22 protein-coding genes, 1 tRNA gene and 1 pseudogene are annotated in these 20,578 nt (G+C 61.2%); 14 read left to right on the top strand and 10 right to left on the bottom strand.

Annotated elements, in window-relative coordinates:
• Positions 1-38 precede the first annotated feature (38 nt).
• The 5 genes from VF285_RS08025 (at position 39) to VF285_RS08005 (ending at position 3,541) form a co-directional block, all read left to right on the top strand.
• Positions 39-1,430, top strand: coding sequence for a cytochrome bc complex cytochrome b subunit (locus tag VF285_RS08025; RefSeq protein ID WP_346952100.1), 1,392 nt, complete (start codon positions 39-41; stop codon positions 1,428-1,430).
• Between the two features lie 29 nt (positions 1,431-1,459).
• Complete coding sequence (locus VF285_RS08020; protein WP_346952099.1) at positions 1,460-2,305, top strand: cytochrome c1; 846 nt, start codon at positions 1,460-1,462, stop codon at positions 2,303-2,305.
• A gap of 91 nt (positions 2,306-2,396) precedes the next feature.
• Positions 2,397-3,005, top strand: coding sequence for a glutathione S-transferase N-terminal domain-containing protein (locus VF285_RS08015; protein WP_346952098.1), 609 nt, complete (start codon positions 2,397-2,399; stop codon positions 3,003-3,005).
• Between the two features lies 1 nt (position 3,006).
• On the top strand, positions 3,007-3,435 hold the full coding sequence (locus VF285_RS08010) for a ClpXP protease specificity-enhancing factor (protein WP_346952097.1): 429 nt from the start codon (positions 3,007-3,009) through the stop codon (positions 3,433-3,435).
• A 30-nt stretch (positions 3,436-3,465) separates the two neighbouring features.
• Positions 3,466-3,541 (top strand) — tRNA-Thr (locus VF285_RS08005).
• 101 nt (positions 3,542-3,642) lie between these two features.
• Here the strand turns inward: VF285_RS08005 and VF285_RS08000 are convergent.
• The 4 genes from VF285_RS08000 to VF285_RS07985 all read right to left on the bottom strand — a co-directional run bounded on the left by VF285_RS08000 (position 3,643) and on the right by VF285_RS07985 (position 7,623).
• Positions 3,643-4,920 (bottom strand): TRAP transporter large permease, encoded by a 1,278-nt coding sequence (locus tag VF285_RS08000; protein WP_346952096.1) that lies wholly within the window; start codon positions 4,918-4,920, stop codon positions 3,643-3,645.
• Positions 4,917-5,453, bottom strand: coding sequence for a TRAP transporter small permease (locus tag VF285_RS07995; protein ID WP_346952095.1), 537 nt, complete (start codon positions 5,451-5,453; stop codon positions 4,917-4,919). The genes VF285_RS08000 and VF285_RS07995 overlap by 4 nt, the downstream gene beginning before the upstream one ends.
• A gap of 113 nt (positions 5,454-5,566) precedes the next feature.
• Positions 5,567-6,568 carry a TRAP transporter substrate-binding protein gene (locus VF285_RS07990; RefSeq protein WP_346952094.1) on the bottom strand — a complete coding sequence of 334 codons (1,002 nt, stop codon included), beginning with the start codon at positions 6,566-6,568 and terminating at the stop codon, positions 5,567-5,569.
• Between the two features lie 62 nt (positions 6,569-6,630).
• Complete coding sequence (locus tag VF285_RS07985) at positions 6,631-7,623, bottom strand: TRAP transporter substrate-binding protein (protein ID WP_346952093.1); 993 nt, start codon at positions 7,621-7,623, stop codon at positions 6,631-6,633.
• Between the two features lie 295 nt (positions 7,624-7,918).
• On the opposite strand from VF285_RS07985, the gene VF285_RS07980 reads away from it, so the two are divergent.
• Entirely contained in the window at positions 7,919-9,859 is a 1,941-nt protein-coding gene (locus VF285_RS07980; RefSeq protein ID WP_346952092.1) for an ATP-binding protein, read from the top strand.
• Positions 9,860-9,911: 52 nt separating this feature from the next.
• Positions 9,912-10,505, top strand: coding sequence for a response regulator transcription factor (locus VF285_RS07975; protein WP_346952091.1), 594 nt, complete (start codon positions 9,912-9,914; stop codon positions 10,503-10,505).
• A gap of 12 nt (positions 10,506-10,517) precedes the next feature.
• Here the strand turns inward: VF285_RS07975 and VF285_RS07970 are convergent, their stop codons facing one another.
• Positions 10,518-10,943 (bottom strand): RNA-binding S4 domain-containing protein, encoded by a 426-nt coding sequence (locus tag VF285_RS07970; protein WP_346952090.1) that lies wholly within the window; start codon positions 10,941-10,943, stop codon positions 10,518-10,520.
• Positions 10,944-10,996: 53 nt separating this feature from the next.
• Positions 10,997-11,629, bottom strand: coding sequence for an RNA 2',3'-cyclic phosphodiesterase (thpR, locus tag VF285_RS07965; protein ID WP_346952089.1), 633 nt, complete (start codon positions 11,627-11,629; stop codon positions 10,997-10,999).
• Between the two features lie 241 nt (positions 11,630-11,870).
• Between thpR and VF285_RS07960 the strand changes: the two genes are divergently transcribed.
• The 7 genes from VF285_RS07960 to VF285_RS07930 all read left to right on the top strand — a co-directional run bounded on the left by VF285_RS07960 (position 11,871) and on the right by VF285_RS07930 (position 17,809).
• Positions 11,871-12,452, top strand: a complete 582-nt coding sequence (locus tag VF285_RS07960; RefSeq protein WP_346952088.1) for a UbiX family flavin prenyltransferase — start codon at positions 11,871-11,873, stop codon at positions 12,450-12,452.
• Between the two features lie 66 nt (positions 12,453-12,518).
• Entirely contained in the window at positions 12,519-13,835 is a 1,317-nt protein-coding gene (locus VF285_RS07955) for a UbiD family decarboxylase (protein ID WP_346952087.1), read from the top strand.
• Positions 13,836-13,888: 53 nt separating this feature from the next.
• The gene (locus tag VF285_RS07950; RefSeq protein WP_346952086.1) at positions 13,889-14,896 is read left to right on the top strand and encodes an ABC transporter substrate-binding protein; all 1,008 of its coding nucleotides are present in this window, start codon (positions 13,889-13,891) and stop codon (positions 14,894-14,896) included.
• Between the two features lie 9 nt (positions 14,897-14,905).
• Positions 14,906-15,664 (top strand): ABC transporter ATP-binding protein, encoded by a 759-nt coding sequence (locus tag VF285_RS07945; protein WP_346952085.1) that lies wholly within the window; start codon positions 14,906-14,908, stop codon positions 15,662-15,664.
• Between the two features lie 12 nt (positions 15,665-15,676).
• Positions 15,677-16,429, top strand: a complete 753-nt coding sequence (locus tag VF285_RS07940) for an ABC transporter permease (protein WP_346952084.1) — start codon at positions 15,677-15,679, stop codon at positions 16,427-16,429.
• Positions 16,419-17,213 carry an IclR family transcriptional regulator gene (locus VF285_RS07935; protein WP_346952083.1) on the top strand — a complete coding sequence of 265 codons (795 nt, stop codon included), beginning with the start codon at positions 16,419-16,421 and terminating at the stop codon, positions 17,211-17,213. Before VF285_RS07940 ends, VF285_RS07935 begins: the two co-directional genes overlap by 11 nt.
• A 26-nt stretch (positions 17,214-17,239) precedes the next feature.
• A complete protein-coding gene (locus tag VF285_RS07930; RefSeq protein WP_346952082.1) occupies positions 17,240-17,809 on the top strand; it encodes a TIGR02444 family protein in 570 nt (189 codons plus the stop codon).
• Between the two features lie 141 nt (positions 17,810-17,950).
• Here the strand turns inward: VF285_RS07930 and VF285_RS07925 are convergent, their stop codons facing one another.
• The 4 genes and pseudogenes from VF285_RS07925 to VF285_RS07910 all read right to left on the bottom strand — a co-directional run.
• Positions 17,951-18,376 carry a type II toxin-antitoxin system VapC family toxin gene (locus tag VF285_RS07925; RefSeq protein WP_346952081.1) on the bottom strand — a complete coding sequence of 142 codons (426 nt, stop codon included), beginning with the start codon at positions 18,374-18,376 and terminating at the stop codon, positions 17,951-17,953.
• Positions 18,370-18,597, bottom strand: a complete 228-nt coding sequence (locus VF285_RS07920) for a CopG family transcriptional regulator (RefSeq protein WP_346952080.1) — start codon at positions 18,595-18,597, stop codon at positions 18,370-18,372. The genes VF285_RS07925 and VF285_RS07920 overlap by 7 nt, the downstream gene beginning before the upstream one ends.
• Before the next feature lie 216 nt (positions 18,598-18,813).
• The gene (locus VF285_RS07915; protein ID WP_346952079.1) at positions 18,814-20,082 is read right to left on the bottom strand and encodes an amino acid deaminase; all 1,269 of its coding nucleotides are present in this window, start codon (positions 20,080-20,082) and stop codon (positions 18,814-18,816) included.
• Positions 20,083-20,107: 25 nt separating this feature from the next.
• Positions 20,108-20,440, bottom strand: a pseudogene (locus VF285_RS07910) (oligopeptide/dipeptide ABC transporter ATP-binding protein); the annotation flags it as partial.
• Between the last annotated feature and the right edge of the window lie 138 nt (positions 20,441-20,578).

Below are 20,578 nucleotides of genomic sequence, written 5' to 3'. Positions count from 1 at the left end.
TGTCTGTTCTTCATTCGTGACACTGAGAGGAGCCGCTCATGGCCAACAATAACGTCGAAACGACCGGGTTTCTGGGCTGGATAGACCGTCGCTTTCCGCTTACCAAAATGTATAAAGAGCATATGTCTGAGTACTATGCTCCGAAAAATTTCAACTTCTGGTATTTCTTCGGTTCACTGGCCTTGCTGGTATTGGTGATCCAGATCGTCTCGGGAATCTTCCTGGTGATGAATTACAAACCCGACGCGAACCTCGCCTTTGCCTCGGTCGACTACATCATGCGCGAAGTGCCGGGTGGCTGGTTCATCCGCTACATGCACTCAACCGGCGCCTCGATGTTCTTCGTGGTGATCTACCTGCACATGCTGCGTGGGCTTTTCTACGGTTCGTACCGCAAGCCCCGCGAGCTGGTCTGGGTCTTCGGTGTTGCCATCTTCCTGTCCCTGATGGGTGAAGCATTCTTCGGCTACCTGCTGCCCTGGGGCCAAATGTCCTACTGGGGCGCCCAGGTGATTGTGAACCTGTTCTCGACCATCCCTTTCATTGGCCCAGACCTGGCGATCTGGATCCGGGGTGACTACGTGGTCTCGGACGCGACGCTGAACCGCTTCTTCGCCTTCCACGTGATCGCGATTCCGCTGGTGCTGGTCGGCCTCGTGGTCGCCCACATTCTGGCACTGCACGAAGTAGGCTCCAACAACCCGGACGGCGTCGAAATCAAGGAAGGCCCGAAGGACAAGTACGGCCATCCGGCCGATGGCATCCCCTTCCACCCGTACTACACAGTGCACGACATCGTCGGGGTGGCGGGCTTCCTGATCATCTTCTTCGCCATCGTCTTCTTCGCTCCCGAAATGGGCGGCTTCTTCCTGGAGTACAACAACTTCCTGCCAGCTGACCAGCTGCAGACTCCGCCGGATATCGAACCGGTCTGGTACTTCACGCCGTTCTACGCCGAGTTGCGCTCGGTCACCAGCGACTTCACCTGGGTCCTGTCGGCAGCTGCCGTGATCGCAGCCATCGCGATCTTCCTGAAGGCCCGGTTCTCTGGCCTGTGGCGTGTGATCTGGCCTGTGGTGCTGATCATCGTGGCCGTCCTGATGAAGACCCTGGACGCGAAGTTCTGGGGGGTGCTCACCATGGGTGGCTCGGTCGTGATCCTGGGCTTCCTGCCGTGGCTGGACCGCTCGCCGGTGAAATCCATTCGCTACCGTCCAAACTGGCACAAGGTCGTGTATGCGATTTTCATCCTCGATTTCCTGATCCTCGGTTGGCTGGGCACACAGCGCGTCACACCCGTGCACACACTGATGGGGCAAATCACCACCGTGATCTATCTGAGCTTCTTCCTGCTGATGCCGGTCTGGAGCCAAATGGGCAAATTCAAGCCGGTGCCGGATCGCGTGACTTTCCAGCCGCACGTGCACTGACTGCCCAACACTGACACAACGGAACCATCATGATCAAAAAACTGTTCGGTGTCCTGGCCCTGTCCTTGATGAGCACCCTGGCCTTCGCGGAAGGTGGGGTCCACATCGACCGCGCGCCAGACCGCATCACAGATCTGGCCTCTCTGCAAAACGGAGCCAAGCTCTTCGTCAATGACTGTCTGAACTGTCACAGCGCCAGTTCCATGCGCTACAACAAGCTTGAGGCACTGGGGCTGACCGACGAGGAAATCAAGAAGAACCTGCTGTTCTCGCGCCAAAAGACCGGCGACATGATGACCATCGCAATGACACGCGAAGATGGCAAGAAATGGTTTGGTACGGCCCCCCCGGATCTGTCTGTCATGGCCCGCGCCAAAAGCCAAAATTTCGGGCCCTCGGGCGTTGACTACATCTACACCTACCTGCGCTCCTTCTACCGTGACACCAATAAAAAGACCGGTTGGAACAACGTGGTCTTCCCCAACGTGGCAATGCCCAACGTTCTGTGGCAGATGGAAGGTCCTCGCACCTACACCAGCATTGACATCCACGAGGTATCCGACGCCAAGGGCAACACGCACTGGATGCGCTCGACCACGACCTACGACCAGGACGGCTTTTCAAGCACCAAAGACGAAAACCTGCCCAACTACACAGGTGACTCGAGCACTACGGGCCACTTTGATTCTGCAGACCCCAAGACCTACGCGCAGTTCGAAAGCAATGTGGCCGACATCAGCAACTTCCTGGGCTGGATGGCCGAGCCAGCGCAGCTCGAACGCAAGCAGATCGGCGTCTGGGTGATGCTGTTCCTGTTCCTGTTCATGTTTGTCGCCATACGCCTGAATGGGGCATACTGGAAGCACGTTCGTTAATCTTTACCTCTCACAGCGCCGGCCCGGCTACCGAGGTGGTCGTCCGGCGCTGTCGTATTTTCCGTCTTAATTTTGTATTGGGATCCACAACATGATGGTGCTCTATTCCGGGACGACCTGCCCGTTTTCACAACGCTGCCGATTCGTGCTGTTCGAAAAAGGCATGGATTTCGAAATCCGTGACATCGACCTCTACAACAAGCCGGAAGACATCGCCGTCATGAACCCCTACGGCCAGGTTCCCATCCTGGTCGAGCGCGATCTGATCCTGTACGAATCGAACATCATCAACGAGTACATCGACGAACGCTTCCCGCATCCGCAGCTGATGCCAGCCGACCCCATCATGCGGGCGCGCACGCGTCTGTTTCTGTACAACTTCGAGAAAGAACTCTTCATTCACGTCTCTACGCTCGAAAACCGCAACATTGCCGACGAGAAAGTCCGCAACGCCGCGCGTGCTGCCATTCGCGATCGCCTGGCCCAGTTGGCGCCGCTGCTGGTGAAGAACAAGTTCATGCTGGGCGATGAGTTCTCCATGCTCGACGTCGCCGTGGCACCGCTGCTCTGGCGCCTGGACCACTACGGCATCGAGCTCCCCAAGAGCGCAGCTCCCATCCAGAAGTACGCCGAGCGCCTGTTCTCGCGCCCGGCCTACATCGAAGCACTCACGCCCTCTGAAAAGGTCATGCGACGCTGACATGCAGGAATCCTCTACCAAGCCCTACCTCATCCGCGCACTGCACGAATGGTGCACGGACAATGGTTACACGCCCTATCTGGTCGTCACGGTAGACGCCAACACGGTCGTGCCGCCGGCACACGTGCACGATGGCCAGATCACGCTCAACATCGGACACCTGGCCACCAACCGGCTGACGATGGGCAACGACTACATCGAATTCGAGTCGCGCTTCAACGGTGTGGTGGAGCATCTGTTCATCCCCGTGGCCACCGTATCGGCTCTCTATGCCCGTGAAACCGGCGCCGGCATGGGGTTTGAGGTCGGCGCCTCGCAGCCCTACCCGGGTGGCGAGGACGAGCAAAGGCACCCGGCCCAAGGCCCAGCGGCCACCGACGACCCGGAACCCACCCCCCCAAAACCCAGCCACCTCAAGATCGTCAAGTAAGCCCGCATTCCTGTAGAATGGCGGTCTTTGGCCGGCTTAGCTCAGTTGGTAGAGCAGCTCACTTGTAATGAGAAGGTCGGGAGTTCGATTCTTCTAGCCGGCACCAATCTGCTTGCCCCCTCGGTCACCTATGAGCAACCTTCTCATGGCGGCTGCGCCCCCTGGGCGGGGCCGACCCCGCGGCACCCGCCCGTCGAAGGCCGAAGCCTAACCGAACAGCCCCGGCAGCCAGAGGCTGACGATGGGCACGTAGGTGATGAACAGCAGGTAGACCAGCAGCACTGACAGCCAAGGCAGCGCAGCGCGAATGACCTGGTCGATGCGCATCTTGGTGACGCCTGCGGTCACGAACAGGTTCAGGCCCACCGGCGGCGTGACCATGCCGATCTCCAGATTGACCACCATGATGATGCCCAGGTGCACCGGGTCGATGCCCAGCCGGGTGGCGATGGGGAACAGGATCGGGGCCAGGATCAGGATGATGCCGGTGGGCTCCATGAAGGCACCGGCCACCAGCAGCAGGATATTGACCACGATCAGGAACTGCCAGGTGCTCATGTCCCAGGCAATGATCTGTTCGGCGATGGCCTGCGGGATGCGTTCGGTCGTCAGCACGTGGGCGAACAGCAGCGCGTTGGCGACGATGAACATCAGCATGATGGTCACCTTGGCCGCATCGACCAGAACTTCGGGCACCTGCTTCATGCCGATGTCGCGATACACGAACACGGCAATGAAGAACGCATAGACCGCGGCGACAGCCGCTGCCTCGGTCGGGGTGAAGATCCCGCCGTAGATTCCGCCCAGAATGATGACGATCAGCAGCAACCCCCAGATCGAATCGCGCGCGGCCGTGCCCACTTCCAGCAAACTGGCGCGGGGCTGGCGCGGCATGTTGCGCATGCGTGCGACCACGTAGATAACCACCATCAGCAGCAGACCCAGCAGCAACCCAGGGACTACGCCAGCCATGAACAGGGCACCCACCGAGGTCTCCGTAACCGCTCCGTAAACCACCATGACGATTGACGGCGGGATCAGGATCCCCAGTGTGCCGGCGTTGCAGATGACGCCCGCGGCGAAGCCCTGGCTATAGCCGGCCCGAACCATGCCGGCAATCACGATGGAGCCCACCGCCACCACCGTGGCCGGTGAGGAGCCGGAGACTGCAGCAAACAGCACGCAAGCCATCACCGAGGCGATGGCCAGCCCACCGTGCAGATGGCCCACGGAAGCGATGGCAAAGCGGATCATGCGCTTGGCCACCCCACCGGTTGTCATGAAAGCGCCGGCCAGGATGAAGAACGGAATGGCCATCAGCGTGAAATGCTCGGAGGTCTCGTAGAGCTTGAGCGAGAGCGAGGCCAGCGAGTCCGTACCAAAGGCCAGGATGGTCAACAGCGAAGACAGACCCAGGGCGACCGCCACGGGCATCCCCATGAACATGAATAGAAACAGCAGGACGAATAGGGCGGTGGTTGTCATTTTCGGTCTCCGGCCGCGTCGCTGCGGTATTTCATGGCATCAGCGACTTCATCGCCCAACAAGGAGGCGTGACCGCCCCTGATCAGGTTCCAGAGCACCTCGCCGAAGCGGTAGATCAGCAGCAGGAAGCCCAGCGGCATGACCGCGCGCGGGACCCATTGCGGAATGGGCAAGTCCTGCGCCATGATGCCGATCATGTGAATCTTGCTGACGTAGATCCAGCTGCCGTAGAGCACGATGGCCGCATAGACGATGCAAAGCAGCGTGCTGGCCATGGCCAGGTAACGGGCGGGACGCGGCGCAAGCAGGCGCACGAAGGCGTCCACGCCAATGTGCGCGCCCACACGCACGCCGTAGGAAATGCCCAGGAAGATCAGGGCACCGAAGAAGTACATCGTCAGTTCGAGCGCCCAGACGAAGCTGTAGTTGAAGACATAGCGAGCGACGACCTGGACAAAAGTCACCACGGTCATTGCCGCCAGCAGAAAGGCAACCAGGCCTTCCTCGACGTGTTCCAGCCAGTTTTTCAACATGGTAAGGAAATCCTTGGTCAGGATGGGAAACGGCTGCCGGAAAGCAGCCGCAAGGGCAACATGGCGGCCCGGCGGCCGAGCCCGTTCAGGCAGCGGCCGCCGAAGCGCATTCATCAGCTCTCGTTGGACGCCTTGGCCTTCGTGATCAGGTCCTCGCCGATCTGGCTCGAGAACTTTGTCCAGACGGGCTGGACAGCCGCACGCCACTCGGCCACGTCCTGCTTGGTCAGGGTCTGGATCTTGGCCTTGCCAGCATCGGCGATACGCTTCTGGTCGCGATCATTGATCTCGGAAGCCAGCTTGTTGGCATGCTCCGTGGCGCCGGCCATGGCTTTCTTCAACGCCTCGCGAACGTCCGCGGGCAGGCCGTCCCACCAGCCAGCATTGGTGATGACCATATAGTCCAACGCGCCGTGGTTGGTCACGGCGATGGTCTTCTGCACTTCGTGGAACTTCTGCGAGTAGATGTTGGACCAGGGGTTTTCAGCACCATCCACCACGCCAGTCTGCAAGGCCTGGTAGACCTCGGCGAAGGCGAGCTTCTGCGGATTGGCGCCCAACTGGCGGAATTGGGCCTCCAGCACGTCGGACGACTGGATGCGGAATTTCAGGCCCTTGATGTCTCCCGGGTGAACCAGCGTGTCCTTGTTGCTGGACATCTGCTTCATGCCGTTGTGCCAGTAGGCCAGGCCCTGGATGCCCTTGGATTTCATGGAGCCCAGCAGCTCCTGGCCAGCCGGGCTGGCCTGGAAGCGGTCCAGGGCGGCCACGTCGTCGAACATGAAGGGCAGGTCGAAGATCTGCAGTTTCTTGGTGTAGCGATCGAACTTGGCCAGGGACGGGGCGACGATATGGACGTCGCCCAGCAGCAGCGCCTCCATTTCCTTGCCGTCGCCAAACAGCTGCGAGTTGGGGAAGACCTGCACTTGAACCTTGCCGGGCAAGGCGGCTTCGGCAAGTTCCTTGAACTTCAGGGCGCCCTGGCCCTTGGGCGTGTTTTCAGCCACGACGTGGCTGAACTTGATGACGACTGGCTGATCCGCCAGCGCCGCCGAAGAAAAGGCCAGCGCGAAGCACACGCTCAGCGTTTTGATGAGAGGAATGCGAATGCTCATGGGAAGGTCTCCTTGATGGATGGAAATGACAGACGGGGAAAACTGAAGGTCGCTTGGACCGGTCAAGGGGAGGCGATCGCTCGCCGGATATCGGCAATCAACTCCGCACCGATGTGGGATTCCATATCGGCGCTGACGACTGCAAGCGATTTTTTCCAGGCCTCGCGCTCCGGCTCCGTCAGGACATGGATCTGCGTCTTGCCCGATGCGCGGATCGCCGCCAGGGCCTGATCGTTTTCTTCCTGCGCAATGGAACTGGCATACCTCGTCGCTTCCCTCATCGCGCCTTCGAGTTCCCGGCGGATGTCGGGAGGCAGGCCTTCCCAGAACTTTCTGTTGACGATCACGGCATACCCCAGGTAGCCATGATTGGACACGGTGAAATACGGCTGCACTTCCTGCAGGTCCTGCGTGTAGAAATTGGAGGGCGGATTCTCGGTGCCATCGACCACTCCGGCCGCCAGCGCATCGTGCACTTCACCAAACTGCAGGGTCATCGGTTGAGCGCCCAATGCCCTCATCTGCGCGTCCAGCACCCTGGAAGGCTGGATGCGCATCCTCAGGCCGGCCAGGTCGGAGGGAGTGTTCAAGGGGCGGTTGGCGGAAAACGACTTGAAACCGTTATCCCAGAAAGCCAGGCCGATCACGCCCTTGAGCCGCAGGCGCTGCAGCATGCCCTCGCCGACCGGGCCGTTCGTGACCCGATGCAATGCGGCCCAGTCCGGGAACATGTGGGGCAGATCGAATACCTGGAATTCGCGGGCGCCCAGCGGCCCGAGCTTGGACAGGGATGGCGCGATCATTTCAACGGCGCCCAATTGCAAGGCTTCCAATTCCTCGCGGTCCCGGTACAGCTGGCTATTGGGATAGATCCGTACCCGAACGCGCCCGCCCGTGGCCTGTTCAGCCAATTGCCGGAAGCGTTCCGCCGCCTTGCCCTTGGGCGTATCCGAGGCGACCACGTGACTGAACCGGATCAGGATAGGCTCCTGCTGTGCGTATGCCGCTTGAGAGCACGTCAGCGCACAGGCGAACAGGAAGGCGAGCAGCTTCATTGCTTGAAGGGAACCCGGGGCTCGTGATGGGGGGCTGAAAAACATGCGGCCATTGTCTGCAACCGAGGCCTGCGCTTCAACTGTGGAAATCCACAATCGGGCGCTGGAAGCCGCGTGGTTTCACCGCACGCTGCCCGGGCTACACTGGGTGCGCAACAGATCCACATCACCCTCGGCCCTGCCCTGACCGTCGAGGCGGCCGATCGCACAGCTCCTCTTTGGCATGAGTCCTTTCCCGTCCTCTATCCCGCGTGTCCACGGACGCACCTGGCAATGGCTGGTACCGATCCTGTGCGTGTTCCTGTTCGTGGCCACCGTGATCTGGCTGCCGCGCCAGGCGCAGCAGCTGGAATCCGCAGAACGCCAGGAACAACAGATCGCCGACACACTGTGGGTGGAACAGACCATCCGCTTCCAGCTGGGACGCAATGAAGACGACATCCGGTCACTGGCCAATGCCATCGCCGCAAACGGTCTGGCGGGCGAAAAATTGCAGGACCGGATGCGCTTTCTGCAGCGGACGCATCCCGAGATCAGGCGCATCGCCTGGATCGCGGCCGATGGCCGGGGAACGGCATCCGACCGCAAAGGCACGCTGTCTCCTGCCGAGCTGCCCGAGCCATTGCGCGCGACACTGGATCGCGCGCGCAGCACCAGCACGCCGGAATACACCCAGCCGAGCCCGCCGGAAGACGCGTCGCATCCGGGGGTGATGGACTACATCCTCCCTGTTCACCAGGGCGGACACTATGTCGGCGGCATTATCACCACCTACTCCCTGAACGGCATCCTTGAGCAGATGGTGCCCTGGTGGTTCGCCCAAAAGAACGAAATCCGCCTGACCGACCGTCACGAGAACACGCTCGGGCAACGGGCAGCGGGCGGCGCGGGGCGCGGTGTCTACACCTATGCGCACGATCTGAACCTGCCCTACACGGACATCACCCTGCGCACCGACAGCGTCAGGAGCGCCCCCAACCTGCTGTCCAACCGGCTGGTCACCATCATCGTCGCTCTCACGCTGGGCCTGTCCTGGAGCCTCGCCGCGCTGTGGCGCGACATCAACCGCCGGACGGCCGTCGAGAAAGCCTTGCGCGAACAGATCGCCTTTCGCACCGCCATGGAGGACTCTCTGGTCACCGGCCTGCGGGTATACGACCTGAACGGCCGGATCACGTATGTGAACCCCGCATTCTGCCGGATGGTCGGCATGCGGGCCGAAGACCTGATCGGGTGCTCGCCGCCCATGCCCTACTGGGCGCCGGAAGTCATGGCGGAATACCAGGAGCGATTTGCGCAGCGCATGGCCGGCACGATCAGCCCCCAGGGGTTCGAGACCATGTTTCTACGCAACCGCTCGGAACGCTTTCCCGTCCTGGTGTACGAATCCGCGCTGGTCGACGAGAGCGGCCGGCAGACCGGATGGATGAGTTCGATCCTGGATATTTCCGACCAGAAGCGATTCGAGGAACTGAACCGCCGTCAACAGGAAAAGCTTCAGGCCGGCGCCAGAACAGTGGCCATGGGAGAAATCGCCTCGACCCTGGCCCACGAACTGAATCAGCCGCTGGCTGCCATCACGAGCTACACGACCGGTGCGCTGAACCTGCTGAATGACCCCGCCGCGCGCCCCGACGATGCCGGCCTGGACCGCATCCGGGGGGCGTTGGAGAAAGCCAATGCCCAGGCGCAACGCGCGGGACATGTCATCCGCAGCGTCCATTCATTGGCCAAGCGGCGCGAACCGCATCGGGAAACCGTGGACCTGTCCGCCCTGGTCGCGAACGTCGTCCAGGTGGCCGAACTGCGCGCCAGCCAGCACTTCATGACGATCAAGACCGACATCGGGCCGGACACCCGGACGGTGCTGGCCGACCCGATGATGCTGGAACAAGTGTTGCTCAACCTGACTCGCAACGCCATTGAAGCCATGCTGAGCGTGGAACCGGAACGTCGCGTCCTGCGCATCGGCGCCAGCGCGGACCCGCTCGCCCCTGGGAGTGTGATCATCAGCGTGGTTGATCAGGGCTGCGGCATTTCGCAACAGGCCAGGAAGCACCTGTTCTCGCCCTTCTTTTCCACTAAATCCGACGGCATGGGCATGGGCCTGAAAATCTGCCGCACCGTCGTGGAATTTCATGGTGGCACCCTGACCTATGAGGACAACCCAGGCGGAGGCACCATCTTCCGCTTCTCGATGCCCGCATCCGCTGCCGCCGAAAACATGAAAAAATAGGGCTGCCAGGCCACCCACAGGCCCAGCGCATCCAGAGGAGGGAGACAACCAGGTGCTACATATCGTCGACGATGAAGCGGCAATCCGGGATTCACTGATCTGGCTTGCAGAATCCCGCCGGATCGCCGCCGCTGGCTACGACGGCGCTCAGGCATTTCTGAACATGCTGGACGACTACGCCTTTGACACTAGCGGCGACTGCCTGTTGGTGGACATGCGGATGCCTGACATGAGCGGGGCCGAGCTGTTTGACAGCCTGGCCGCGCGGGGGCTGACCCGGCGAATCCCCGCCATCTTCCTGACCGGTCACGGCGACGTGCCAATGGCGGTCGACAGCCTGAAACGCGGGGCTTTCGATTTCTTCGAAAAGCCGTTCAACGACAACAAGCTGATGGACCGAGTGCTGGAAGCGCTGCAGGCCTCGCTGGAGGCCGGCGACCTGGAACTGGTGAAAGCGCGGCTGGCCACGCTATCGGCACGCGAGCGCGAGGTCATGGAACTGATCCTGGACGGCAAGATGAACAAGGTGATCGCCGACATGATGGGCATCAGCATGCGCACGGTAGAAGTGCACCGGTCGCACATCCTGGCCAAGATGCACGTCCGCACGGCCGTCGAACTGGCGCGTCTGTTGGTAGAGTCGTAAGGCAGCGCTGACTCACCTTCCCCGTAAATCATTGATCAGACGCCTGTCCCGCTTGGTCGGGCGCCCTGCGGTGTAATCCAGCGCCGGCTCTGGCGCCAGACGGCGCTGCTCGGCCAACTGCTCCCGGGCAGCAACGCTGGCGGCGGTCTCTTCGTACAGCAGCGCGGCCTGCGGCGCCGGACCGCGCACCGCACTCAGCGCCCGCACCTCGACCTCGGCATCGAAATTGGGCTTGCGAATGCGAACGAGATCGCCCACAGCGACCTCGCGGGCTGGCTTGGCCACAATCTGGTCATTGAGCTTGATCCGCCCGCCCACGATGGCATCTACGGCCAGTCCGCGCGTCTTGTAGAAGCGGGCCGCCCACAGCCACTTGTCCAGCCGCAACTTACCGACGTTGGTGCCTTCAGCACCTTGGCTACGATCAATCGACTTCATGCATCACCCCAGATCGTCCCGGAACCCGTTCTTCCGTGGCAGCCCCAGGATACTCAATACGCCGGGGTCACGCCGCACTCTGCGATCACCTCGTAGTACGAGCCGGAGCCACGCGGCGCGGAAGCCACCAGAACGAGGCGATCCGGGGTCCAGATGACGGGACGAGAACCCACCACGGCTGAAAGGTCGCCCGCACCGGCATTGCGCAGCAGCGACACATGCGCGCGAAAAGGTTCATCAGGTTCTTTGAACCCCTGATAAGACAAAGCACGCCACAAGGCCACATGCATCGCATCCAGCCAGGGCGAGGGTTCAGACGACCCAGCCCAGACAATCTTGGGGCCACCGAAACGGCCCACGCGATCGAGACTGAGTACGCCTCCCGGCCAACGTCGACCCTGCAGCATCTCAGCCAGCACGGGGATGCGGTCAACCGCCACCGTGCCCAAAAAAGCCAGTGTCATGTGCAAGGTGTCGGCCCGCATCCGGCGGCCATTGCACGCTTCTTGGGCCCGCTGCGCCCACTCGGTGAGCTCAGCGACGACAGCATCATCAGGCCACAGGGCGAAGAACAGCCGACGCGACGTGGGCGAGGGAGTCCGCTCGCGGTTCTCAGGGCCGGACGCGACCAAAGAGGGGCTGCGTGCGGCGGCAGCGAAACGGGCGGAGTCAGAAGACTTTTTCATAGGAGCGAAGCGTAACACCATCACAGGCACCTGGGCGACGGTGACGGGGACAAACCTCGGCGCCTCTGGCAGCGCCAACTCGTCGCGCAGGGGGCGCTGCGCCGAAATATGTTCGGCAGACGATTGCCTTGACAAGCCTGAAAGACAAGCCTTAGACTTTTGCAAAAGTTGCGCTATATGAATCGTTGTTGCTTAATGCGCAACTACCGAATGAAGCAGGCCCTGTCCACGGAGATTCCCCATGAGCGGTACCCGCAGATTGATCGTCGGCATCAGTGGTGCATCAGGCATCATCCTGGGAGTACGCATGCTGCACGCGCTGCGCGCCTGCTCGGTCGAGACCCACCTGGTCATGACACGCTCGGCCAAGGTAACGCTGGCGCACGAACTGCCCCTGAAGGTTGCAGACATAGAGCAACTTGCCGACCACGTTCACTCAATCGAGGACATAGGCGCTTCCATCTCCAGCGGATCCTTCAAAACCGCCGGCATGATCGTGGCCCCATGCTCGATCCGCAGTCTGTCGGAAATCGCGACTGGGGTGACCTCGAATCTCCTGACGCGCGCGGCCGACGTAGTCCTGAAAGAGCGGCGCCGTCTCGTACTGCTCGTCCGCGAAACCCCGCTCCATCTGGGGCATCTGCGCAGCCTGACGCAGGTCTCCGAGGCCGGGGCCATCGTGATGCCGCCTGTGCCCGCCTTCTACGCCCGCCCCCAGACGATCGAGGAAATGGTCGACCACACTGTGGGCCGGGCACTGGACCTGTTTGATATCGATACCGGACTCGTCAAGCGCTGGAGCGGCCAGCGGATCGAGAAATGAGCGCGGGCAAGGTACTGCCCGCATGTCAGAGCAGCAGACACAAATAGGATCGTCATGCGCAACTACATGAATCGTCTTCGCGAAAAAAACGAACTGATGGAGGTGCACCGCGAAGTGAACCCCCGGCATGAGTTGGCAGCCGTCACCGCAGCCGCTCACAAAGCCTGGGGCAAGCCCATTCTGTTCCATAAGGTCAAAGGCACCACGCTGCCCGTGCTGACCAATATCTACGGCACGCGGCAACGACTGGCGGATATCCTGGGGATCAACCCTGAGCACTTCTGCAAAGAATGGAATGATCTTGCCAGCATCGCCAGCGCAAGAGGCAGCGAGCTGGTGCCATCCAGACCTGAGGACACACCCACCCTGATTGACTGCCAACTCAGCGATCTGCCGCTGATCACCTATTCCGAGAAAGACGTGGGGCCGTACTTCACCTCCGCCATGTTCCTGGCCAAGGACCCCGAAACCGGTGTGCGCAACCTTTCGTTTCACCGCTCAATGTACGTCAGCGACCAGGAACTGCGCTGCCGGCTTGCCCCCAAACACCACCTGACGATCTACCACGAAAAGGCCGAACAGTCCGGCCAGCCGCTGGAGGCCGCCATGCTCATCGGCCCTCCGCCGGCCAGCTTCCTGACCGCCGCCGCACCCCTGCCTTACGATGCGGACGAGCTCCTGGTGGCTGCGCAGCTGTCGGGCGAGCCCATCCAGATGCGCCCCTGCAAGCATATCGACCTGATGGTTCCAGCCAGCACCGAGATCGTCATCGAGGGCCGCTTCCTGCCGAACATCCGCCGGCCCGAAGGCCCATTTGGCGAATTCATGGGCTATTACACCCCCGTAGGCAATAACGCGGTCTTCGAGGTGCTGGGAGTGACTCGCCGCAGCGATGCCATCTTCCACAGCATCCTCTGCGGGTCTTCCGAAGAGGTCCTGACCCTCGAACTGTCCGTTGCGGCGAATATCTACCAACGGATCAGCGCCGTGCTGCCCGGCATCATTGACGTCACATGCCATCCCTTCGTGCTGCACACCGTCGTCAAGATCCGGCAGCAATACGAGGGCCACGCGCGCCAGGTGCTGCTGGCGGTGTTCGGCGCCGAACCGACCTGGGCCAAAATGTGCACCGTCGTCGACGAAGACGTAGACATCTACGACATGGATGACGTCACCTGGGCGACGCTGACACGCTCACGCCCGGACAAGGACGTCATGATCATCCCCGAAACACCCTCCTTCTACAGGGACGACGAAAAAGACCACTGGGGACGGATGGGCATCGACGCAACGGCACCATTTCACCGCCGGGCCGAGTTCGAACGAAAGAAAGTGCCCGGCGTCGATCGTATCAACCTGGGTGACTATTTTTCACACCCTTGAACGAGCAGCAAAAATTCCTTTAAAGAGCATCAATTGATTGGGCCGAGGACGACATGAAGAAATTGCGATTTTTATCCGCCTTATTGGTTTCAGCCACGCTGGGCTTGAGTGCACTGACAGTGTCCGCTGCGGCACAAGACGCCAAACTCAAGGAAATCACAGTACTGACCAACTACACCTTTCACGGACGCCACACGCCCTTTTTCGTAGGGCTGGACCAGGGGTACTACCGAGACGCCGGTTTTGACGTCAAGATACTGCCGGCGGCGGGCAGTGGATTCGTAATTTCCGCCATCGAAAGCGGCAAAGCCGATTACGGCATGGCCGATACCGGCCCGGTGGTCCAGGCCGTGGCCAAGGGCGCCAAGGTGAAGGGTTTCCTGGTCTTCATGGACAAGTCGACCATGGGCTTCGCGTCACTCGAACCCTATCCCGACCCTGCCTCGATCAGGGGCAAGAAGATCGCGGCCTCCCAGGCTGACAGCGCTCGGGTGATCTTTCCCATCATTCTCGCGCGGCATGGCCTGGCCGACATGCCTGTCGACTGGCAGACCGCAGATTCGGGTGTGTATGCGTCCTTGCTCCTGAGCGGGCGCGTGGATCTGTTTACGGCCTCCATCGACGGTGACGTTCCCGCTCTGCAGAAGTTGGCCACGCCTCGAGGCAAGAAGGTCTACTTCGCGTCGTTTGCAGACTGGGGATATGAGGTCTACGGATACTGGATGATCGCCAGCCAGTCCAAGCTCAAGAATGATCCTGCCGAAGTGCGCCGCTTCGCCGATGCCACCATCCAGGCAGTGCAATACTCGATCGCGCACCCTGAAGAAGCGGCCCGCATCATGGTGAAGTACAACACGACGCTGAACTATGACACCGTGCTCAGCCAGTGGAGGCAATCGATCAAGGCGATCGACACCGACTACACGAGAAAGAACGGCTATGGCGTGGCAACCGACGATCGCCTCGAAAACACGATCAACATCATCGGTGAAGCGCTGAAACTCAAGACCGATGGCATCAAGCCGGACGACGTGTTCCAGAACGTGGTCAACAAACGCTAAGGCGCACCGATGTCTACGACAGTCACCATCAAGGATGTCAGCAAGAAGTTCAGCTCCGAAGTCGTTGCGCTCAACTGTGTTTCCGCCGAAATCAAGGCGAACTCTTTCGTTTCCATCGTCGGGCCCAGCGGTTGCGGGAAATCCACACTCCTGCGCATCATCGCGGGTCTGGTGCCGGCGACCAGCGGGCAGATCACCGTGGGAGGGAAACAGGTCGATGGCCCGATCTCCGATTCCGGCATGGTGTTCCAGGGGCCAGTCCTGCTTCAATGGCGCACGGTCCTGGAGAACATCCTGTTCGTTGCCGAAATCGGCGGCAAGAATGCACGGGACTACAAGGCGCGTGCGCTGGAACTGATCGAGCTGGCGGGCCTCAAGGGCTTCGAGAACAGCTATCCACACCAGCTGTCAGGAGGCATGCAGCAGCGCGCCTCGATCTGCCGGGCACTGCTGCTGAACCCCTCGCTGATCCTGATGGACGAGCCTTTCGGGGCCCTGGACGTCATGACCCGCGAGCGTCTTGGCTTCGAGCTGCAAGACATCTGGAGTGCCAGCAAGAACACGGTGATCTTCGTCACACACAGCATCACCGAAGCGGTGCTTCTGTCGGACACGATCATCGTCATGACCGCCAGGCCGGGGCGCATCCAGAACGTCATCGAAGTAGATCTACCTCGGGCCCGCACGCTGGAAACGCTCAGGACGCCGAGGTTTCTTGAACTTTCCGCCCAAGTCCGCGAGGGCATCGGAACACAGTGGGAAGGCTAGGAGAATCCAGACATGTTGAATGCATCCAGAACATTGCTCGCAGTCGCAATCCTGCTCCTCTTGTGGCAGTTCGGCGCACCGTTCTCCGGCGTTCCGGACTACATCCTGCCGCTGCCGACCACAATCTGGCAGCGCTTCACTGGAACCTTCGATCTGCAGGTCTATAACCTGGCTGTCACTGCGGGGACGACGGTGGCCGGCCTCGCGCTGGGCACCGTGGTCGGCATCGTGCTCGCGCTGCTCGTCGTCTACATCGACAGCCTGAAATCCATCGTGCTGCCGTTCCTGGCAGCCTTCAACAGCATCCCCAAGATCGCGATCGCGCCCCTGCTGGTCGTGTGGTTCGGGCTCGGTGCAGAATCGAAGATATTGCTGGCATTCATGCTGGCCCTGTTTCCCATCTTCGTGAATTCTCTCACCGGCCTGGGCGAGATCGAAAGCGATATCATCGACCTGTCGATGCTCGCCGGCGGCAATCCCGTGCGCATCTTCCTGAAGGTGCGCCTGATGCACGCGTTGCCCTATATCGCCGATGCCATGAAAGTGGCGTTTCCGCTGGCGCTGGTCGGGTCTATCGTCGGCGAGTTCATCGGCGGTAACATGGGCATCGGGTACCTGGTGCTGACGGGGCAGTTCAACATGGACATTCCGTTGGTATTCGCTGCGCTCCTGTCCATCACCTTGTTCACGACGCTGGGAATCTCGGCCATCAGCCTCTTTGAAAACATCTTCCTGAAATGGCAGCCTTCGCGACGTGCTCGATAACATAAAAAAACGGCGGGAGAGTGCCGACGCACCTGGTGGCGTCGGCGCCGTCAGGAAGGCCCTCAAAGTACTGGGATGCTTCTCGGGCACCGAGCCCCTGCTCAGCATCACAGAACTGGCACGCCGGGTCGACCTGCACAAGAGCTCTGTCTCGCGCATCGTGTCAACGCTCGAAGAGGCACAATTCGTCGAGCGTGACCCGGTCAGCGGTCTGATCAGGCTGGGGGGCGGGCTGGTGGCGCTAGCTGCGCCCATCATGGAGAACTTCGGACTGTCCGAACTGGTGCACAACGGCTTGCAAGAATTGGCTGCGAGTACACAGGAAACCTGCAGCTTCAATATCTGGGATGGCGAGGCAGCCGTGTCGATCGAACACGTCCGCGGATCCCATGCAGTATCGCATTACGCACCGCTGGGCATGACCAAGCCGGCCTGGTGCACGGCCACCGGCAAGGTATTACTGGCATTCGCACCGGACAAAGTGATGGCGCGAATCCTGGCCGGACCGCTCATCAAATACACAGAAACCACACTGACCGACGTCGCTGCCATCCGGGAAGAACTCAACACCGTACGGGCACAGAATTGTGCGGTCAACCGGGGCGAATTCGACGCCGATGTCGGGGCCGTGGCATCGGCAGTGCGCGGCAAGGGAGAGAAGCTCATTGGAGCCGTCGGCATCACCGTGCCGATGTACCGATTCACGGAGCAGAGAATCCCGCCCCTGCAGGAATCGGTGAAAGCCATGGCCGAACAGCTCAGCAAGCGTCTCGGCGCACTGTAGCAGCCCGAGGCAAGCGTGAAGCCACCATGACTTCGGTGCTGGACGACGATCTGTACTGGCGATTCTCCCTGGCAGTCTACCAACGACAGGGTGTCGCTCAAAGCTGTCTGGCACTGCAGGCTGACATTGCCCTGGACGTCAACGTATTGCTGATGGCGCTATTGGCGGCCCGGTGGCATCGGCGTCCGATCGACCGCGCGGAGGTCGCACTGGCCGACGCGCGAGTGCGATCGTGGCGGGAAGAGATCGTGGTGCCTTTGCGCGCGATTCGCAGCCGGCTCAAGGCGGGGCCGCCGCCGGCGCCCGACCCACGGACCGACGCGCTGCGCAATGACGTCAAGACAACCGAGCTAAAGGCCGAACAGATCGAGCAGTGGGTGCTGGGCGCCTGGGTCGACACTCTGGCGCCGGCGGCCGTCTCGTCGACGTCCGCCCCCCTAGACAACTGCCTTGGTACGGTTCGCAACGTGATGGATTTTTATCGTGCGCACGTGCCGGCTCATGGCCTCCCCGCCGAACTGCAAAATCAGGCACGCATGATTGCCAGCGCGAGCGCTGACGTCTCCATGCCTGTCTCTGCCATGAAAAGAGTCTAGGGACCAACGCCTTTGGCAGGCCCCAGCGTGGCACCCGTCAGGCAACATCTGCCAGCTATCTTGCCATCATCGGCGTCGCAAATCATTCATCCGGCGGCGACCTCACGGGCTGGCTTGGCTACGATCGATTGACTTCATGCATCACCCTCGATCGTCCTGGAACCAGTTTTCCCACTGCAGCCCCGGCACTCTGGAAAACTCGCGGACATTTCGCGTGACCAGCACGGCCTGGTGCTGTAGCGCTGTAGCTGCAATCAAGGTGTCGTGAGGCCCTATGGGCGTACCACTCGATTCCAGGGTGGCGCGAATGCGTGCGGCATGCGCCGCGCAGGCACCGTCGAACGCAAGAATGGTCAGGGGCGCCAGGAAAGTTGCCAACGCAACCAGACGAGGTGCGGCGGCCTCGGGCGGCAAGCGCAATAGGCCGTAGCGCAGCTCGTACTCCACGACCGCAGGCACGGCCAGCACTGATGGCGCCAGCTTCTGCATCTGTTCCACCACAGGTCGCTCACCCCGAAAGTAGTAGCTGATGGTGTTGCTGTCCAGCACATGCATGGCGACTACCATGGCACCCGAGGAACATCCCCGACAGGCGGCACAGCAGGCTCGCACAGCGGAAAATCCGGAAACTGCCCTGCCAGGTCGAGACAGCTTTTGGGCCATTGATCACCGGCATGCTGACGGATCAATTCGGCCACCCATCGGCTCTTCGACACGCCCTGAGCCTTGGCCGCGTGTTCGACGAGAGTCTGGACCGACTCTTCAAGATATAGCGTGATCTGCGCCATGATGTCCTCCAATTCAGCCACATATAGTTTATATTATATGTGGATTGTATCTGGAGTGAGCACCCTCAATACGCCCGAGTCACACCGCACTCTGCGATCACCTCGTAGTACGAGCCCGATCCTCGCGGCGCAGAAGCCATCAGAGCCAATGACGGTCAGCAGATGGCAGACGCAGCAGCAGACTTTCTTCAGGCCAGGCGTCCATGGCAGACTCCGTCAAAAGTGAATCGTCACTGCACCCACGACCGTCCCCGCACCATCGACCTGCGGCATCCAGTGCCACTTGTCGAAGGTCGTGCACGGGTGCGAAATCCCGAGATTCACGCGATCCCCCACAGCAGGGGCCACCGACGATGGGTCAAAATGCAGATAAGCGTGCTGGTCATTGAGCGCCGTGATCTTCCAGCCTTCAGGGCTGGGCTGGGCGTTGGTAGCACCGCGCGGCGCATAGCGCACAGGTTGCGGCAACGACAAATCGAACGAGATGTCACGCTTGCCACACGTGAGCAAAGCCAAACCGGGCTCGGGGACGGACTGCACCATGGCCCACACCGAAAGCGCAGGCCGCAGACTCGCGTCCAGCCCCTCACGAGCCTCGATGTTGTGCAACATGCTGGCATAGAACCCATGATCGTGCGTGATGTAGCACCCCGAACGCAAGACCCCGTGCACCGGCCGCGAGAGTGTCAGACGCAGCGCCGGTGCGACTACGTCGAACACGGCCGAGCCCCCCGCGCTGAGGATCACGGATTCATCCTCGAACAGATTCAGCGCGTCGCATTGCTGCGCAATATCGCGCACCCCATTCAGGAATGCGGTGACGGCCTGCTGATCCCCGGCCCGATCGCAGTGGGCCAGCCCACCCTCGTAGCATTCGATCCCGCCCAAGCGCAACGCCGCGCTGCCGTGGATGCGACGTGCCACTGTCAAGGCCTGAGCGACCGTGCGACAGCCGGTGCGCTGCCCCGGCACCCCGATCTCCATCAGGCAATCGAGCGGCTGCGTGCGACCCCGGCGCTGCGCCCAGTCTTCAATGAGCGCCACCTGGGCGTCAGAATCGACCAAAAACCAGATGCGCAGATCGGGATGTGCCGCCAAAAGCGTCGCAATGCCATCAAAATCAGCATCCGCGACGACCTGATTGGCAATGATGATGCGCCGCGCCCCCGCACGCACGCCCACCCCCACCTGGAAGACGGTGGCAAACGTCAGCCCCCAGGCGCCCGCCGCCAGCTGCCGCTGAAAAATTTGCGGCGACATGGTGGTCTTCCCGTGGGGGGCGATATCGACCCCACGATCGGCCGCAAACGCCTGCATCCAGCGGATGTTGTGCTCCAGCGCTTCCGCATCCAGCACGGCAAGCGGCAATGGCAAATCGTCGCGGAAGAGGTTCCAGCCCCGCGCAGCGATGGTATCGGGCGTGCAGGGCTCGGCCGCCGGCGGAAAGCCCTTCAGCCCAGAGTCCAGAATGAAAGCATTGCTCATGAAATTTCCTTTGGTTCAGTCATCGCGCCAGCGGACAGCGCGTGCGAAACACGCAGCCCGATGGCGGATTTGCCGGGCTGGGCAGATCACCTTCCAGAAGCGGGATCTCCCGCCGTTGTGCCGGGTCCGGGATGGGCGCCGCAGCCAGCAAGGCGCGCGTGTACGGGTGCCTGGGATGAGCGTACAACTCATGCGTCGGCGCGATTTCAACCACCCGGCCCAGATACAGCACAACCACACGATCGCAGAGGTATTCCACCACATCCAGATCATGCGAGATGAACAGCATGGTCAAGCCCAGACGCTGGCGAATGTCCGACAGCAGATTGATCACTTGCGCCTGATGGCCGACACCAAGCTCGAGATCGACGTCACGGCGTACAAGCCACAGGCAAAATGATTACTTCTTGACCAGGTGCACCACCACCGCGCCCCGCGCCGAGTCGGGGAGCACGTGGACGTCCACATGGCGCTGCGGCTTTGGCAGCTGGATGGC

Source organism: Castellaniella sp., from assembly GCF_036379515.1.
GTDB lineage: Bacteria > Pseudomonadota > Gammaproteobacteria > Burkholderiales > Burkholderiaceae_B > Castellaniella.
Note: the sequence above shows the minus strand (reverse complement) of the source record. Positions and strands in the feature narration are given on the sequence as shown.

Coding starts and splice junctions, on each gene's coding strand:
- VF285_RS07950 (WP_346952086.1), top strand. CDS start 13,889: ATGAAGAAATTGCGATTTTTATCCGCCTTATTGGTTTCAGCCACGCTG.
- VF285_RS08020 (WP_346952099.1), top strand. CDS start 1,460: ATGATCAAAAAACTGTTCGGTGTCCTGGCCCTGTCCTTGATGAGCACC.
- VF285_RS08015 (WP_346952098.1), top strand. CDS start 2,397: ATGATGGTGCTCTATTCCGGGACGACCTGCCCGTTTTCACAACGCTGC.
- VF285_RS08000 (WP_346952096.1), bottom strand. CDS start 4,920: ATGACAACCACCGCCCTATTCGTCCTGCTGTTTCTATTCATGTTCATG.
- VF285_RS07970 (WP_346952090.1), bottom strand. CDS start 10,943: ATGAAGTCGATTGATCGTAGCCAAGGTGCTGAAGGCACCAACGTCGGT.
- VF285_RS07945 (WP_346952085.1), top strand. CDS start 14,906: ATGTCTACGACAGTCACCATCAAGGATGTCAGCAAGAAGTTCAGCTCC.
- VF285_RS07925 (WP_346952081.1), bottom strand. CDS start 18,376: ATGGTAGTCGCCATGCATGTGCTGGACAGCAACACCATCAGCTACTAC.
- VF285_RS07930 (WP_346952082.1), top strand. CDS start 17,240: ATGACTTCGGTGCTGGACGACGATCTGTACTGGCGATTCTCCCTGGCA.
- VF285_RS07995 (WP_346952095.1), bottom strand. CDS start 5,453: ATGTTGAAAAACTGGCTGGAACACGTCGAGGAAGGCCTGGTTGCCTTT.
- VF285_RS07960 (WP_346952088.1), top strand. CDS start 11,871: ATGAGCGGTACCCGCAGATTGATCGTCGGCATCAGTGGTGCATCAGGC.
- VF285_RS08025 (WP_346952100.1), top strand. CDS start 39: ATGGCCAACAATAACGTCGAAACGACCGGGTTTCTGGGCTGGATAGAC.
- thpR (WP_346952089.1), bottom strand. CDS start 11,629: ATGAAAAAGTCTTCTGACTCCGCCCGTTTCGCTGCCGCCGCACGCAGC.
- VF285_RS07940 (WP_346952084.1), top strand. CDS start 15,677: ATGTTGAATGCATCCAGAACATTGCTCGCAGTCGCAATCCTGCTCCTC.
- VF285_RS07985 (WP_346952093.1), bottom strand. CDS start 7,623: ATGAAGCTGCTCGCCTTCCTGTTCGCCTGTGCGCTGACGTGCTCTCAA.
- VF285_RS07990 (WP_346952094.1), bottom strand. CDS start 6,568: ATGAGCATTCGCATTCCTCTCATCAAAACGCTGAGCGTGTGCTTCGCG.
- VF285_RS07915 (WP_346952079.1), bottom strand. CDS start 20,082: ATGAGCAATGCTTTCATTCTGGACTCTGGGCTGAAGGGCTTTCCGCCG.
- VF285_RS07920 (WP_346952080.1), bottom strand. CDS start 18,597: ATGGCGCAGATCACGCTATATCTTGAAGAGTCGGTCCAGACTCTCGTC.
- VF285_RS08010 (WP_346952097.1), top strand. CDS start 3,007: ATGCAGGAATCCTCTACCAAGCCCTACCTCATCCGCGCACTGCACGAA.
- VF285_RS07955 (WP_346952087.1), top strand. CDS start 12,519: ATGAATCGTCTTCGCGAAAAAAACGAACTGATGGAGGTGCACCGCGAA.